Here is a 14,912-nt window from a genome sequence, read left to right as displayed (position 1 = left end):
GTTGCCATAGGTGTCAGATTCAAGTCGGGAACGGGCGGGTGCGGCATGCGGATCGGGGAGCTGGCACGGCGCACCGGGGTGAGCGAGCGTTCGCTGCGCTATTACGAGCAGCAGGGCCTGCTGTCGGCCGAGCGCACCCCGGGCGGCCACCGCGAGTACGGCGAGGGCGCGGTGGACCGGGTGATCCGCATCCAGGAGCTCTACGCGGCGGGGCTGTGCAGCGAGAAGATGGCTCAACTGCTGCCGTGCATGCGGGACTCGGACGGCGGGCCGTCCCGGGTCGCCAGCGGGCGGCTGGTGGCCGACCTCGCCGTGGAGCGGGAGCGCATCAACCGGATGATCGGCGACCTGCTCCGCTCCCGCGACGTCCTGGACGAAGTGATCGCCGCGGCGTCGCCCCCGGTCGACTAGCCGGGGGTCTCGCGCGCCCCTTGTGTGGCACAGGTCACGGGAACCTCGCACCTCGTGCGGAGAGGCAGGGGTGTGAGGTGTAAACGACATGACTGAGGGCCTGCGCGAGCGGATACGGGCGGGTGACCGCGAGGCGTTCGCGGAGCTGTACGAGGAGCACGCGCGGAGCGTCTACAACCATGCCTTCCGGCTGACCGGCGACTGGTCGGTCGCGGAGGAGGTGATGGGGGACACGTTCCTCGACGCCTGGCGCGGCCGGGACCAACTGGAGCCGGGCGACGGCACGCTGAAGCCGTGGCTGCTGGGCGTGGCGACGAACAAGGCGCGCAACGCCAACCGGGGTCTCGGCCGCCGCCTGGCCTTTCTGGCCCGCCGTCCCGCGCCCGCCCCGGTGGCGGACTTCGCGGAGGAGGCGGCGGGCAGGATCGACGACGCCCGCCAACTGGCCGCCGTACGGGAGGTGTACGGCCGTCTGCGGCGCGGGGAGCAGGAGGTGCTGGCGCTGTGCGTGTGGTCGGGGCTGGACTACGCGCAGGCGGCCGAGGCGATGGGGATTCCGGTGGGCACGGTGCGTTCGCGGCTGTCCCGGGCCCGCGCCCGGCTGCGCAAGCTCGCCGAACAGCGGCTCGCGGAAGAAGGGGAGGAACCGCGGCGCCGCCGCGGAGAGGTACAGGGCGAGGCCGCGTTCGCGGCCGTGCCGTTTCAGGAGTTTCAGGAGGACCCCCGATGAGGCCCGAGCGCGAGGACACCGCGTACGAGAGCACGACGTGCGAGGAACTTGCCCGGCTGTTTCCTCCCGTCCCGGGAGAGCGGGATGTGCCCTCCGCTCCGTACCTCCACCACAAGGACCGTTTGATGCGACTTATCGACGACGACGCCGCCGGCCGGAACACCGCCACGGGCCCGGAGGCCCGGCCGCGGCTGCTGCGCCCGGCCGTGCTGATGCCCGCCGCGGGGCTGGCGCTGGCCGGGTCGCTGGCCGTCGCCTTCACCGGGGGCGGGGCGTCCGGTGACACCACCGCCCGGTCCCACGAGACCGCCACCGTCCTGCTCGACCGGATCGCCGGGACCGCGGCGAAGTCGGACGTCAAGCCGGTGCGCGAGGACCAGTACGTCTACGTCAAGAGCCTGACGGCCGGGGCCGAGATGAAGGAGGACGGCTCCTCCACCATGGAGCCGCTGAGCAAACTCGAGGTCTGGAAGTCGCAACAGGTGAAGCGGATCCACAAGACCGGCGAGTTCTATGAGAACGGTGACTACGGCAACACCTACGAACTGGGCGGGTCTCCGGCGGGCATCAACCGTGCCACGTACCAGTGGCTGGCGTCCCTGCCGACCGACCCGGACGTCCTGCTCAAGGAGCTGTACCGGATGACCGAGGCGGACGAGGGGCAGGAGAGGGCACAGGCCGTCTTCGAGCAGATCGGCTCCCTGGTGGGAGCGGTGATGCCGCCGCGGAACGCCGCCGCCCTCTACAAGGCAGCCGCGAAGATCCCCGGGGTGAAGCGGCTCGATGACGCGGTGGACGCGGCGGGCCGCCATGGGGTCGGCATCGCCCGCGTCGACAAGCGGACGGGGGTCATCACCGAGTGGGTCTTCGACCGGCACAGCCTCGCCTACCTCGGCGAGCGCAGCTACCGGACGAAGGACTTCGGGGCGGGCAAGAAGGGCGACATGCTGGAGGAGTTCGCCGTCCTGAAGCGCGGGATAGTCGACCACTACCGCGAGCGGCCGTAACGCTGATACGCACCGCGGCGGGGGCACCGTACGGTGCCCCCGCCGCGGTGCGTCACGTCCTCAGCGGACCGGGTGCCCCGCGTCCCGCAGCGCGCCCTTGACCTCGCCGATGCGCAGGTCGCCGAAGTGGAAGACGGAGGCGGCCAGCACCGCGTCCGCGCCCGCCGCGACCGCCGGGGCGAAGTCGGCGAGCTTGCCCGCGCCGCCGCTGGCGATGACGGGGATAGTGACGTGCTTGCGCACCGCTTCGATCATCGCGGTGTCGTAGCCGTCCTTGGTGCCGTCGGCGTCCATCGAGTTCAGCAGGATCTCCCCGGCGCCCAGCTCGGCCGCGCGGTGGGCCCACTCCACGGCGTCGATGCCGGTGCCGCGGCGGCCGCCGTGGGTGGTGACCTCGTAGCCGGACGCGGTCTCCGTGCCGGCCGGGCAGCGGCGGGCGTCGACCGACAGGACGAGGACCTGGCTGCCGAAGCGCTCGGCGATCTCGCGGATCAGCTCGGGCCGGGCGATGGCGGCGGTGTTGACGCCCACCTTGTCCGCCCCGGCGCGCAGCAGCTTGTCGACGTCCTCGGGGGTGCGCACGCCGCCGCCCACGGTCAGCGGGATGAAGACCTGCTCGGCGGTGCGGCGCACCACGTCGTAGGTGGTCTCGCGGTCACCGGAGGAGGCGGTGATGTCGAGGAAGGTCAGCTCGTCGGCGCCCTCCTGGCCGTAGATCCGGGCCATCTCGACGGGGTCACCGGCGTCCCGCAGGTTCTGGAAGTTGACGCCCTTGACGACCCGGCCGTTGTCCACGTCCAGGCAGGGGATGACTCGGACCGCCAGGGTCATGACGCTCGGGCTCCTCGGAATGCTTCCAGTTCGACTTCCACCAGCACGCGCGAGTCGACGAAGCCGGACACCACGACGAGGGTCGTGGCGGGGCGTACGGCGTCGAAGATCTCCTTGTGGGCGCGGCCCGCCTCGTCCACGTCACGGGCGTGGGTGAGGTACATGCGGGTGCGGATGACCGACTCGACGCCCAGGTCGAACTTCTTCAGCGCGTCGAGGGCGTGCCCGAAGGCGGCGAGCGTCTGCTCGTACGGATCGCCCTCGCCCTCCAGTACGCCGCGCTCCGCGAGCGGCATGGTGCCGGAGACGATCACCAGGTCCCCGGCCGCGACGGCCCGGGCGAAGCCGATGCTCTCCTCCCAGGGGCTGCCGGTCTGGACCCGTCGCGCCGTCATCTCGGCCGAGCTTTCGGGTGAGGTCATGCGGATACCGCCTCCAACGCCTCTTCCAAGGTGAACGCCTTGGCGTAGAGCGCCTTGCCCACGATGGCGCCCTCGACACCTTCCGGTACCAGGGTCGCAAGGGCGCGCAGGTCATCCAGCGAGGAAACGCCGCCGGAGGCGACGACGGGCTTGGGCGTCGCGGCGCAGACGCCCCGCAGCAGCTCCAGGTTGGGGCCCTGGAGGGTGCCGTCCTTGGCGATGTCGGTGACGACGTAGCGGGCGCAGCCCTCGGAGTCGAGGCGGGCGAGGGTTTCGTACAGGTCGCCGCCGTCGCGGGTCCAGCCGCGGCCGCGCAGGGTGGTGCCGCGGACGTCGAGGCCGACGGCGATCTTGTCGCCGTGCTCGGCGATGACCTTGGCGACCCATTCGGGGGTCTCCAAGGCGGCGGTGCCGAGGTTGACGCGGGTGCAGCCGGTGGCGAGGGCGGCGGCGAGCGAGGCGTCGTCGCGGATGCCGCCGGACAGCTCGACCTTGAGGTCCATGGCGCGGGCGACCTGGGCGATCTGCTCGCGGTTGTCGCCGGTGCCGAAGGCGGCGTCGAGGTCCACCAGGTGCAGCCACTCGGCGCCGGCCCGCTGCCAGGCGAGGGCGGCCTCCATCGGGTCGCCGTACGACGTCTCGGAGCCGGACTCGCCGTGGACGAGGCGGACGGCCTGGCCGTCGCGGACGTCGACGGCGGGGAGGAGTTCGAGGCGGTGCGTTGGCATGCGGGAACCTTACGGTGAGGACGGAGCGGGTACGGGCGGGACGGGCCGGTCAGAGCGTGTCGAGCCAGTTGCGCAGCAGTCGGGCCCCGGCGTCGCCGGACTTCTCGGGGTGGAACTGGGTGGCCCACAGCGGGCCGTTCTCCACGGCGGCCACGAACGGCTCACCGTGGGTGGTCCAGCTGACCTTGGGACCGGCCATGTGCGGGTTGCCGACCTCCAGCTCCCAGGTGCGGACGGCGTAGGAGTGCACGAAGTAGTAGCGCTCCTCCTTGTCCAGCCCCGCGAAGAGCCGCGAGTCGCCGGGCGCGGTGACCGTGTTCCAGCCCATGTGGGGGACGACGGGGGCGCGCAGCGGTTCGACGGTGCCGGGCCATTCGTCCAGGCCCTCGGCCTCGACGCCGTGCTCGATGCCGCGGCCGAAGAGGATCTGCATGCCGACGCAGATGCCCATGACCGGGCGGCCTCCGGCCAGCCTGCGGCCCACGATCCAGTCGCCGCGCGCCTCGCGCAGCCCCTTCATGCAGGTGCTGAAGGCGCCGACGCCGGGGACGAGGAGGCCGTCGGCCGCCATGGCCTTGTCGTAGTCGCGGCTGATCTCGACGTCCGCGCCGACGTGGGCGAGGGCCCGCTCGGCGGAGCGGACATTGCCGAAGCCGTAATCGAAAACGATCACGTTCTTCGCGCTGGTGCTCAATTCCATACCTCCAGCCGAAGGACCCCGGCCAGCAGCGACATCGTGGCGCCCACTCCCAGCAGCACGATCACCCCCTTGGGCAGGCCCTGCTTGGCGAAGGAGATGACTCCGCCGAGGAGGAACAGCCCGAGCAGGATGAAGGCGGTCGACAGCCCGTTCATTCAGAGGGCGCCCTTCGTGGAGGGGAGGATTCCCGCGGCGCGCGGGTCGCGCTCACTCGCGTACCGCAGCGCCCGGGCGAGCGCCTTGAACTGGCACTCCACGATGTGGTGCGCGTTGCGCCCGTAGGGCACGTGGACATGCAGGGCGATCTGCGCCTGGGCGACGAAGGACTCCAGGATGTGCCGCGTCATCGTGGTGTCGTATGCGCCGATCATCGGCGCGATGTTCTCCGGCTCGGTGTGCACGAGGTACGGGCGGCCGGAGAGGTCGACGGTCACCTGGGCCAGCGACTCGTCCAGCGGCACGGTGCAGTTGCCGAAGCGGTAGATGCCCGTCTTGTCGCCGAGCGCCTGCTTGAAGGCGGCGCCGAGCGCGAGGGCGGTGTCCTCGATGGTGTGGTGGGTGTCGATGTGCAGGTCGCCCTCGGTCTTGACGTTGAGGTCGAAGAGGCCGTGGCGGCCGAGCTGGTCGAGCATGTGGTCGTAGAAGCCGACGCCGGTCGACACATCGACCTGGCCGGTGCCGTCGAGGTCGATCTCGACGACGACCGAGGTCTCCTTGGTGGTGCGCTCCACGCGGCCCACGCGGGTCATGCGCTCTTCTCCTTCATCAGCTCGCGAACCGCGTCGAGGAACGCGTCGTTCTCGGTCGGGGTGCCCGCGGTGACCCGCAGCCGGCCCGGTACGCCGTTGTCCCGGACCAGCACGCCGTGGTCCAGCAGGGTCTGCCAGGCGGCGTGGGCGTCCTCGAAGCGTCCGAACTGGACGAAGTTGGCATCCGAGTCGGTCACGTCACAGCCAAGGGCGCGCAGCTCCCGCACCAGCCGGTCGCGCTCGGTCTTGAGCGCGTCGACGTACCCGAGCAGCGTATCGGTGTGCTCCAGGGCGGCCAGCGCGGTGGCCTGGGTGACGGCGGACAGGTGGTACGGCAGCCGCACCAGCTGGACGGCGTCGACCACGGCAGGGTGGGCGGCGAGGTAGCCCAGCCGCAGCCCGGCGGCGCCGAACGCCTTGGACATCGTCCGGGAGAGCACCAGACGCGGGCGGCCCTCGATCAGCGGCAGCAGCGACGGGCGGTGGCTGAACTCGGCGTACGCCTCGTCCACGACCACCAGCGACGGCTTGGCGGCCTGCGCCGCCTCGTACAGCGCGAGCACCGTCTCGGCCCCGACGGCGGTGCCGGTCGGGTTGTTCGGCGAGGTGATGAAGACGACGTCGGGCTTGCGCTCGGCGATCACCTGGCACGCGGCCCCGACGTCGATGGTGAAGTCGTCGTTGCGCGGGCCGGAGATCCAGCCGGTGCCGGTGCTGCACGAGATCAGCGCGTGCATCGAGTACGAGGGCTCGAAGCCGATCGCGGTGCGTCCCGGCCCGCCGAAGGTCTGCAGCAGCTGCTGCAGCACCTCGTTGGAGCCGTTGGCCGCCCACACCTGCTCGGGCCCCACCGCGAGACCCGCCGTACGGCTGAGGTAGCGGGCCAGCTCGGTGCGCAGCTCGACCGCGTCCCGGTCCGGGTAGCGGTTGAGCTGGCGGGCCGCCTCGGCGACCCGCTCGGCGATCCGCTCCACCAGCGGCTCGGGCAGCGGATAGGGGTTCTCGTTGGTGTTCAGCCGTACGGGGACGTCCAGCTGCGGCGCGCCGTACGGGGACTTGCCGCGCAGCTCGTCACGGATGGGAAGCTCGTCCCAAGGGGACACAGAGGGGTTGCCGGTCACTTGCTCCCAGGTACCTTCCAGTCGAAGCGTGCCTTCACCGCCGCGCCGTGCGCGGGCAGGTCCTCCGCGTCGGCGAGCGTCACCACATGCCCCGCGACCTCGGCCAGTGCCTCGCGGGTGTAGTCCACGACGTGGATGCCGCGCAGGAAGGACTGCACCGACAGGCCGGAGGAGTGGCAGGCGCAGCCGCCGGTGGGCAGGACGTGGTTGGAGCCCGCCGCATAGTCGCCGAGCGACACCGGCGCGTACGCGCCGACGAAGACCGCCCCGGCGTTGCGCACCCGGGCCGCGACCGCCGCCGCGTCCTCGGTCTGGATCTCCAGGTGCTCGGCCGCGTACGCGTCGACCACCGCGAGTCCCTGGTCGAGGCCGTCGACCAGCACGATGCCGGACTGCCGCCCGGCCAGCGCCGGGGCGATGCGGTCCTCGACGTGCTTGGTGGCGGCGACCTGGACCTCCAGCTCCTTCTCGACCGCGGCCGCCAGCTCCTCGGAGTCGGTGACCAGCACCGAGGCGGCCAGCGGGTCGTGCTCGGCCTGGCTGATCAGGTCAGCGGCGACGTGCACCGGGTCGGCGGTGGCGTCGGCGAGGATCGCGATCTCGGTGGGGCCCGCCTCGGCGTCGATGCCGATGCGGCCCTTCAGCAGCCGCTTGGCGGCGGCGACCCAGATGTTGCCGGGCCCGGTGACCATGGAGACCGGACGGCACTCCTCGGTGCCGTACGCGAACATCGCGACCGCCTGGGCGCCGCCCGCCGCGTACACCTCGTCGACGCCGAGCAGCGCGCAGGCCGCCAGGATCGTGGGGTGCGGCAGCCCGTCGAACTCCGCCTGCGGCGGGGAGGCGACGGCCATCGAGGCGACCCCGGCCTCCTGCGCGGGCACCACATTCATCACAACGGACGACGGATAGACGGACCGGCCGCCCGGTGCGTACAGCCCGACCCGCTCGACGGGCACCCAGCGCTCGGTGACCGTGCCGCCCGGCACGACCTGCGTGGTGTGGTCGGCGCGCCGCTGCTCCCGGTGGACCAGCCGGGCCCGCCGGACGGACTCCTCCAGGGCCGCGCGCACGGCCGGGTCCAGCTCGTCGAGGGCGCGGGTCAGCGCCTCGGCGGGCACCCGCACCCGCTCCATGGTCACGCCGTCGAACCGATGCGCGTACTCGATCAGTGCAGCGGTGCCGCGATGGCGCACGTCGTCGCAGATGGGCCGCACCTTCTCCAGGGCGGCCTCGACGTCGAGTTCGGCACGGGGCAGCAGGTCGCGGTCGATGCCGCCGCCCGGGAAGGCGGCGCCGCGCAGATCGATACGGGAGATCACGCGATCAATTGTCTCAGACCTGTTCCGGCGTCCCGCCCCCCGTATCAGTGAGTGATACGGACCCCCTAAGTTGATCCTGACCGTTGGCGTTCAAGCGGTTACTCAGCGGGCATGGGGATCCGTACGGGGAGTACGGAGGACAGGAGGCGACACGGCTGTGACCGAGCCACACGACGGCGATCCTCCCCCGGGGCTCGACCTGACCACCGCCGAGTGGGGCATGTGGCAGGCGTTCCGCAACGGCAGTACGCACGATCTGCGCACCTCCCACCCCCAGCGGAACGACCCCTCCGGCCCGTACGCCTGGGGCCCGGAGCGCAGCGTGCGCGCCCGGGTCGTGGCCCTGCTGCTGCTGGACGGGCCGCCCGCCCAGCCGGGCCGGGTGGCGGCGCTCAAGCTGAACGGGGTGCACATCACCGGCACCCTCGACCTGGCGGGCGGCACCATCGACCCGTATGTGGAGCTGAAGAACTGCCGCTTCGAGCGGGAGGTGCTGCTGCCGGAATCCCACTTCACCACGCTCCGCCTGGTGGGCTGCTCGCTCCCCCGGCTGGAGGCGGCCCGGCTGAGCACCGAGGGCGATCTGCATCTGCCGCGCTGCGTGGTCGACCACGGCATCCGGCTCACCGACGCCCACATCGGCACCGATTTACTCCTGAACCAGCTGATCGTGCGCCGGGACCGCCGGGGGATGTCGATCACGGCCGACGGGCTGACCGTGGCCCAGGACTTCCAGGCCGACATGATCGAGTCGTACGGCGAGATCAGTCTGCGCGGGGCCCAGATCGGCGTGTCGCTCAGTCTGCGCGGCAGCCGGCTGCGCAATCCGTACGGGCGGCGGGCGCTGAACGCGCCGCAGCTGACCGTCGAGCGCAGCCTGTACCTCACCGCGGGCGGGGTGAGCACCTACTCCAGCGGTTCGACGCCGCCGTACGGCACCACCAGCACGCCGACCCGCGGCACCCGCATCCAGCGCTTCGAATGCGAGGGCGGGATCCGGCTGGACGACGGGCGGATCGGCGACGCCATCGACTTCGACCAGGCGCGCTTCGTCATGGAGAACGACCAGGAGCTGTCGCTGCGCCGGGTGCAGACGCCCGAGCTGCGCTTCCTGGGCGAGCGGCCGCAGCGCGGGCGGGTGATCCTCTCCGGCGCCCGGGTGGTCAACCTGGTCGACAGGTCGGTGAGCTGGCCGGGCCCGGGCGGGCTGACCATGGCGGGCTTCTGCTACGAGAACCTGATCCCGCGCGGCCACTTCCCGCTGTCCCGGCGGCTGGAGTGGGTGGCCGCAGCGACCCCCGAGTACGCGCCCGAGCCGTACGAGATGCTGGCCAACACGATGCGGGCCAGCGGCGAGGACGCCGACGCGCGCGAGGTGCTGCTCGCCAAGCAGCGGCGGCGCCGCGAGACGCTGCCGCTCGCCGGGAAGATGTGGGGCTATCTGCAGGACTGGACGGTGGCCTACGGCTACCGGCCCGGCCGCGCGGCGGTGTGGATGGCGGTGCTGTGGGCCATCGGCTCGGTGTTCTTCGCGCACAACAGACCGGAGGCCATCAAACCGGGTGAGACCCCGCACTGGAACGCCTCGCTCTACGCGCTCGACCTGCTGATCCCGGTCATCGATCTGGGCCAGGACGGCTACTGGAAACCCGCGGGCGCGATCCAGTGGGCGTCCATCGTGATGATCCTGCTCGGCTGGGTGCTGGCCACCACCGTGGCGGCCGGTGCCTCCCGGCTGCTGCGCCGTCAGTGAAGAGACGCGCGTGAGGCCATTAGGCTTACACCCCGTGACCTCCGCGCGCCTTCCGCTCTTCCCGCTGAACACGGTGCTGTTCCCGGGGCTCGTCATGCCCCTGAACGTCTTCGAACAGCGGTACCGCTCCCTGATGCGCGATCTTTCGGCGCTTCCCGAGGACGCCCCGCGCCGGTTCGGGGTGATCGCCATCAGGGACGGCCACGAGGTCGCACCCAGTGCGATCGGCCTCCCGGAGTCGGCGCCCACGCCCGACCGGGGCCCGGCCGCGGGCTTCGGCCCGGACCCGGCCAAGTCGTTCTACGGGGTGGGCTGTGTCGCGGACGCGGCCACCATCCGGGAGCAGGAGGACGGCACCTTCGAGGTGCTGGCCACCGGCACCACCCGGTTCGAACTGCTGTCCGTGGACTCCGCGGGCCCCTACCTGATGGGCGAGGTCAACGAGCTGGAGGAGGAGCCGGGCGACGGCGCCGGGGCACTGGCCTCCGGGGTGGTACGGGCCTTCCGCACGTACCAGAAGCGGCTGGCGGGCGCCCGGGAGCGCACCCTCGCCGCCGAGCAGGACCTGCCGGGCGAGCCCTCGGTGCTCTCCTATCTGGTCGCGGCCGCCGCCGTGCTCGACACCCCGGCCAAGCAGCGGCTGCTCCAGGCGCCCGACACGGCGAGCCGGCTGGCCGAGGAGCTGAAAATGCTGCGCTCCGAGAGCGCGGTCATCGGTAAGCTCCCGTCCCTGCCCGCCGTCGACCTCACCCGCCACCCCACCAGCCCCAACTGACGCGGACTCACTTCAGCCATGGCGAAGAAGGCCAAGAAGAACTCCTCCGGGTCCACCGGCACCCCGGCCACCACCGCCCTCACCGCGGCGGGCACGGCCTTCACCGTGCACTCCTACGACCACGACCCGGCCGCCCCCTCGTACGGCGAGGAGGCCGCGCGGGCGCTGGGCGTGGAGCCGGGCCGGGTGTTCAAGACCCTCATCGCGAGCGTCGACGACCGGCTCACGGTCGCCATCGTGCCCGTATCGGCCTCGCTCGACCTCAAGGCGCTCGCCGCCGCGGTCGGCGGCAAGCGCGCCACCATGGCGGACCCGGCGGCGGCCGAGCGCACCACGGGCTACGTACGCGGCGGCATCTCCCCGCTCGGCCAGCGCAAGCGGCTGCCGACCGCGCTGGACGCCTCCGCCGACGGCCACGAGACGGTCTGCGTCTCGGCGGGCCGCCGGGGCCTGGAGGTCGAGCTGTCCCCGAAGGACCTGGCGGCGCTGACCGACGCGGTGGTGGCGCCGATCGCCCGCTTCGACGGATAGGGCTTCTCCGCCACGTCCCGCCGGACCCGCGAGCCGCGGGCCGGCCCGCGGCGCCGGGGGCACGCGCTAGCGGACGGCGTAGCGGGTCCGGGCGCGCACCAGTTGTCCGTCGCGGATCTCCACGTCGTATTCCGCGCCCGGCCCGAGCGGGCCGCGGGCCGCGAGGGCCGTGCCGTCCAGCCGTCCGCTCTGGCGCGTCCACTCCAGCCGGACCAGGTGGTCGGCGGCCAGTTCGGGGCGCTGCGGGGCCGTATCGTCCACCGGGTGCCCCCAGGGCGCAAAGACGCCCTCCACCCGCTCCAGGTAGCGGCGCGGGGACCAGCGGGGTGAGGCGAGCGCGGCCAGCACCGCGCGGGCGGTGGTCTCGCAGTCCACCACCGCCGCTTCCCCGGGCCGCCCGTCCAGCGCCGCGTCGGGGCAGCGGGCGCCGCCGGGGCCCACCCGCAGCACGACCCCGGTACGCCGGTCCGGCTCCCCCGGCACCGACAGCGGCCCGGAGGGCCGTCCCGGGTCCCAGGGCGCGGGCTCGCCGTCCCCGGCCCAGCGCCGTACGGCCGCGACGAGGGCGCCGAGCCCGTCGCAGGCGGTGGCCGCCCCGGTGGGCCCGCTGACCAGCCACCCGCCGCTGCCCGCGGTCACCCGCAGCCCGCGCCGGTCCGCCGCCCGGGCCGCTGCGGCGGCCACCGCCCGGCGGGCGGCGACCCCGGTGGTCCAGGCCCGGGCCCAGTCGAACGCCCCACGCTCACCACACGCCCCGCACATCCCGTCACCTCCTCCGTCCAGGTGCCGCCCAAGGTCTCCCGCCCGCCGGCACCCGACCGAGGTACACGTCCGGCCCAGGGCGGCTCGTGAGCCGGCGCGGCTACGGCATGACATCGCCGCTGTTGGGCCCCAGTGTCTGGCCGACGTACAGGTTGCCGCCCGGCTCGCTCGCCAGCAGGACGGCGGTGGGGGCCACCTCCTCCGGGCGGCCGAACCGGCCCAGGGGGAGTTCGGCCTGCTTGGCGGCCTTCCACTCGGCGGTGATCCCGGCGACCATCGGGGTGTCGACGGGGCCGGGCGCGATGGCGTTCACCAGCACGCCGCGTTCCGCCACCTCCAGTGCCAGCGACTTGGTCAGCCCGATGACCCCGGCCTTGGCCGCCGCGTAGTGGGACAGCGAGCGGCCGCCCTTGATGCCGAGCTGGGAGGCGATGTTGATGACCCGTCCCCAGCCGCGCTCGGCCATCCCCGGTACGACGTAGCGGCAGCAGAGGAAGACCCCGGTGAGGTCGACGGCGATGGTCTCCGACCACAGCCGCGGGTCCATCTCGGTCAGGGGCGCCTCGGTGAGGATGCCCGCGGCGTTGACCAGGATGTCGATGCCGCCGTACTCCCCCGCCACCGCGTCCGTCACGGCCTCGACGGCGGCCGGGTCGGTGACGTCCAGGACGGCGTGCCCCGCCGCGCCGGTCCCGGCGGCGGCCGCCGCGGCGCGGGACGCGTCGCGGTCGGCGATCACGACCCGGGCGCCTTCGCGCACGTAGGCCGCCGCGATGGCGCGGCCGATGCCACTGGCCCCGCCCGTGACGAAGGCGGTGCGCCCCTGCAGCGCGCCGGCCGTCATGCGGGCATCCGCACGGTGAGTCCGCCGTCCACCACGAGGCTCTGCCCCGTGACGTACGAGGCGTCCCCCGAGGTCAGATAGGCGATCGCGGAGGCGACCTCTTCGGGCCTGCCGACCCGCCCCCAGGGAATGGAACCGGCGGCGCGGGCGAGCCCGTCGGGGCCGAGCGAGTTGACCGGGTCGGCGGACTGCGGGGTGACGATGAGCCCGGGGATCACCGCGTTGACGCGGATTCCGCGCGGGGCCAGCTCGACCGCCAGGCTCCGGCACAGCCCCAGCACTCCGGACTTGGCGGCGGCGTAGTGGGCGTGGTCGCCCCAGCCGTAGACGCCGCCCGCGATGGAGGAGACGGCCACCATCGCGCCCGGCCCGGACATGCGCCCGGCGGCGGAGCGCAGGGTGCGCAGCACCCCGGTGAGGTCGACGGAGAGCATGTCGTCCCAGGCGTCGTCGGTGAGTTCGGCGAGCGGCGCGCGGCGCAGCACCCCGGCGTTCGCCACGGCGATGTCCAGGCGGCCGTACGCGGTGAGGGCGGTCTCCGCGAACGCCTCGACCGCCGCGGGATCCCTCACGTCCACCTCGTGCCGTACGCAGGTGCCGCCCGCCGCCTCGACCAGCGTGACGGTCTCGTCCGGGTCGTGGGGGTCGCCGGGGTAGTGGCCGAGCACCGTCCGCACGCCGCGGCGGGCGTAGGTGACGGCGAGCGCGCGGCCGATACCGCTGGCCGCGCCGGTGATCACGGCGACCGGCCGCTCGGGCTGATCGTTCTGTAGCACTGGGGAGACTCCTGGTGGGGTGCGGGCTGCGGGGGATCAGGCTTCGACGGTGTCGACCCGGCGGGCCGCGAACATCACGAAGCCGGAGAGGAAGGTTCCGGCGGCGCCGATGAGCAGCGCGGTCTGGTCCCAGTGGGCGCCGGAGGCGAGCATCGTGGTGGCGAGGGCACCGGCGATGACGGCCCCGGGCTGGCTGAAGGCGTTGATGAACGAGGTGCCGGTGGCGCGGCAGCGGGTGTCGTAGCACTCGCCCATGTAGAAGAGCATCGCCGCGTACGGGCCGATCAGGAAGAACATCCCGAGGGAGTAGAGCGCCACCACGGCCCCGGTGCCGTGCGCGACGGTGAGCATGAGGGCGAAGAGGACACCGGAGAGGATCCAGCCGCAGGCGATGACATTGCGGCGGCCGAAGCGGTCACCGGCCCAGCCGTGGAAGAGGTATCCGGCGAAGCCGACGGCGTTGATGACGATGAACAGCAGCAGGGAGCCCTCGAAGCTGACGCCCTTGGCCTTGGTGAGCACCGTCGTCCCGAGCACGCTGAAGATCTGGATGCCGAACCAGTTGGCGAGCCAGGCGAAGCTGAGGACGAGGGTGTTGCGCCGCGCCCGGCCGCGGAAGATCTCCAGCAGCGGGGTACCTGCGGTCTCGTCCGCGCCGTACTCGGCGGCGAGTTGCCGCGCCTCCGCCTCCTTGCCCTCCTTCCGCAGGGCCCGCAGCCGCTTCTCCAGTTCGAACTGCGGGGTCTCCGGCAGGCCGCGCCGCAGCAGGGCGATGACGACGGCGGGGAAGGTGGCGAGCAGGAAGCAGCCGCGCCAGCCGACGAGCGGCAGGAAGACGGCGACGAACGCGGCCGCGACCAAGGTGCCGACCGGCCAGCCGGACTGCACCAGGCTGTAGACGAAGCCGCGGCGCTTCTTGATCGCCTCGTCCTCGGTGACGGCGTAGACCTCGTTCAGATAGGTCGTGTTGACGGCCTGTTCGGACAGGCCGAGACCGCCGATCGAGCGGACCCCGACCAGATAGGCCGCGCCGGGCGTGACGGCCGAGGCGGCGGAGGCCAGGGCGGTGCCCGAGACGGTGAGGATCATGCCCCGGCGGCGGCCGAGCCGGTCGACGAGCGGGCCGACGCCGAGGACGACGACGGCGGTGCCGACGGAGATCAGGGTGGAGATCAGCGCCGCCCGCTCCTCGCTCCAGCCGAAGCGGCCGGAGATCTCGGGCAGCAGGGTGCCGAACAGGATGTAGTCGTAGACGGCGAACACCCAGGCGCAGAAGGCGATGGCGGTGGCCTTGCGCGTGGCGCGCACCCCGATGCGCGGCAGTCGCCGGGCGGGGGCCTGGGGGGATCTGGGTCGGGAGCTGTCTGTGCTGTGGGAGGAGACGGTGGTCATGACGGAAGCCCTTTGTCGGAAGCGGGGTTTCGCCGCGCCGACGCGGTGCGCCGTCGCG

The 14,912-nt window shown here is 72.7% G+C and carries 18 protein-coding genes; 6 read left to right on the top strand and 12 right to left on the bottom strand.

Features of this window, described 5'->3' with window-relative positions; genetic code table 11:
- The first annotated feature begins 45 nt into the window (after positions 1 to 45).
- The 3 genes from ASC60_RS29980 (at position 46) to ASC60_RS29970 (ending at position 2,148) form a co-directional block, all read left to right on the top strand.
- A complete protein-coding gene (locus ASC60_RS29980; protein WP_055556403.1) occupies positions 46 to 411 on the top strand; it encodes a MerR family transcriptional regulator in 366 nt (121 codons plus the stop codon).
- A gap of 88 nt (positions 412 to 499) precedes the next feature.
- Positions 500 to 1,141, top strand: coding sequence for an RNA polymerase sigma factor (locus ASC60_RS29975; protein ID WP_079038710.1), 642 nt, complete (start codon positions 500 to 502; stop codon positions 1,139 to 1,141).
- The gene (locus ASC60_RS29970; RefSeq protein WP_055556402.1) at positions 1,138 to 2,148 is read left to right on the top strand and encodes a CU044_5270 family protein; all 1,011 of its coding nucleotides are present in this window, start codon (positions 1,138 to 1,140) and stop codon (positions 2,146 to 2,148) included. Before ASC60_RS29975 ends, ASC60_RS29970 begins: the two co-directional genes overlap by 4 nt.
- A gap of 60 nt (positions 2,149 to 2,208) precedes the next feature.
- Here the strand turns inward: ASC60_RS29970 and hisF are convergent, their stop codons facing one another.
- Genes hisF through hisD form a run of 8 tightly spaced genes read right to left on the bottom strand, consistent with a single transcriptional unit; the run spans position 2,209 to position 8,021 of the window.
- Complete coding sequence (gene hisF, locus ASC60_RS29965) at positions 2,209 to 2,979, bottom strand: imidazole glycerol phosphate synthase subunit HisF (protein ID WP_055556400.1); 771 nt, start codon at positions 2,977 to 2,979, stop codon at positions 2,209 to 2,211.
- Positions 2,976 to 3,401, bottom strand: coding sequence for a RidA family protein (locus tag ASC60_RS29960; RefSeq protein WP_234357194.1), 426 nt, complete (start codon positions 3,399 to 3,401; stop codon positions 2,976 to 2,978). The genes hisF and ASC60_RS29960 overlap by 4 nt, the downstream gene beginning before the upstream one ends.
- Positions 3,398 to 4,129: a bifunctional 1-(5-phosphoribosyl)-5-((5-phosphoribosylamino)methylideneamino)imidazole-4-carboxamide isomerase/phosphoribosylanthranilate isomerase PriA gene (gene priA, locus ASC60_RS29955; RefSeq protein WP_055556397.1), complete on the bottom strand. Its 732-nt coding sequence runs from the start codon at positions 4,127 to 4,129 to the stop codon at positions 3,398 to 3,400. Before priA ends, ASC60_RS29960 begins: the two co-directional genes overlap by 4 nt.
- A gap of 49 nt (positions 4,130 to 4,178) precedes the next feature.
- Entirely contained in the window at positions 4,179 to 4,829 is a 651-nt protein-coding gene (gene hisH, locus ASC60_RS29950) for an imidazole glycerol phosphate synthase subunit HisH (protein WP_055556395.1), read from the bottom strand.
- Positions 4,820 to 4,984 carry a hypothetical protein gene (locus ASC60_RS42375; RefSeq protein ID WP_055556393.1) on the bottom strand — a complete coding sequence of 55 codons (165 nt, stop codon included), beginning with the start codon at positions 4,982 to 4,984 and terminating at the stop codon, positions 4,820 to 4,822. Before ASC60_RS42375 ends, hisH begins: the two co-directional genes overlap by 10 nt.
- On the bottom strand, positions 4,985 to 5,578 hold the full coding sequence (gene hisB / locus ASC60_RS29940) for an imidazoleglycerol-phosphate dehydratase HisB (protein WP_055556391.1): 594 nt from the start codon (positions 5,576 to 5,578) through the stop codon (positions 4,985 to 4,987).
- A complete protein-coding gene (locus tag ASC60_RS29935; protein ID WP_055556424.1) occupies positions 5,575 to 6,681 on the bottom strand; it encodes a histidinol-phosphate transaminase in 1,107 nt (368 codons plus the stop codon). Before ASC60_RS29935 ends, hisB begins: the two co-directional genes overlap by 4 nt.
- Before the next feature lie 14 nt (positions 6,682 to 6,695).
- A complete protein-coding gene (gene hisD / locus ASC60_RS29930; RefSeq protein WP_055556389.1) occupies positions 6,696 to 8,021 on the bottom strand; it encodes a histidinol dehydrogenase in 1,326 nt (441 codons plus the stop codon).
- Between the two features lie 157 nt (positions 8,022 to 8,178).
- Here hisD and ASC60_RS29925 point away from each other — a divergent pair, with 157 nt between their 5' ends.
- From ASC60_RS29925 to ybaK, 3 genes are read left to right on the top strand one after another with little or no spacing between them, the layout of a single operon-like run.
- Positions 8,179 to 9,774 carry a hypothetical protein gene (locus tag ASC60_RS29925; protein ID WP_055556387.1) on the top strand — a complete coding sequence of 532 codons (1,596 nt, stop codon included), beginning with the start codon at positions 8,179 to 8,181 and terminating at the stop codon, positions 9,772 to 9,774.
- Positions 9,775 to 9,808: 34 nt separating this feature from the next.
- On the top strand, positions 9,809 to 10,549 hold the full coding sequence (locus tag ASC60_RS29920) for an LON peptidase substrate-binding domain-containing protein (RefSeq protein WP_055556385.1): 741 nt from the start codon (positions 9,809 to 9,811) through the stop codon (positions 10,547 to 10,549).
- An 18-nt stretch (positions 10,550 to 10,567) separates the two neighbouring features.
- The gene (gene ybaK / locus ASC60_RS29915; protein ID WP_055556383.1) at positions 10,568 to 11,080 is read left to right on the top strand and encodes a Cys-tRNA(Pro) deacylase; all 513 of its coding nucleotides are present in this window, start codon (positions 10,568 to 10,570) and stop codon (positions 11,078 to 11,080) included.
- 66 nt (positions 11,081 to 11,146) lie between these two features.
- On the opposite strand, the gene ASC60_RS29910 is transcribed toward ybaK, so the two are convergent.
- From ASC60_RS29910 to ASC60_RS29895, 4 genes are all read right to left on the bottom strand, one after another.
- Positions 11,147 to 11,842, bottom strand: coding sequence for a hypothetical protein (locus ASC60_RS29910; RefSeq protein ID WP_055556381.1), 696 nt, complete (start codon positions 11,840 to 11,842; stop codon positions 11,147 to 11,149).
- A gap of 100 nt (positions 11,843 to 11,942) precedes the next feature.
- Positions 11,943 to 12,686, bottom strand: coding sequence for an SDR family NAD(P)-dependent oxidoreductase (locus tag ASC60_RS29905; protein WP_055556379.1), 744 nt, complete (start codon positions 12,684 to 12,686; stop codon positions 11,943 to 11,945).
- Positions 12,683 to 13,462 (bottom strand): SDR family NAD(P)-dependent oxidoreductase, encoded by a 780-nt coding sequence (locus tag ASC60_RS29900; RefSeq protein WP_055556377.1) that lies wholly within the window; start codon positions 13,460 to 13,462, stop codon positions 12,683 to 12,685. Before ASC60_RS29900 ends, ASC60_RS29905 begins: the two co-directional genes overlap by 4 nt.
- Before the next feature lie 36 nt (positions 13,463 to 13,498).
- Positions 13,499 to 14,854 carry an MFS transporter gene (locus ASC60_RS29895; RefSeq protein WP_199831084.1) on the bottom strand — a complete coding sequence of 452 codons (1,356 nt, stop codon included), beginning with the start codon at positions 14,852 to 14,854 and terminating at the stop codon, positions 13,499 to 13,501.
- Positions 14,855 to 14,912: the final 58 nt, after the last annotated feature.

It is taken from the genome of Streptomyces sp. NBRC 110028, from assembly GCF_001417735.1.
Lineage (GTDB): Bacteria > Actinomycetota > Actinomycetes > Streptomycetales > Streptomycetaceae > Streptomyces.
This window is presented reverse-complemented; position numbering and strand designations above follow the sequence as displayed.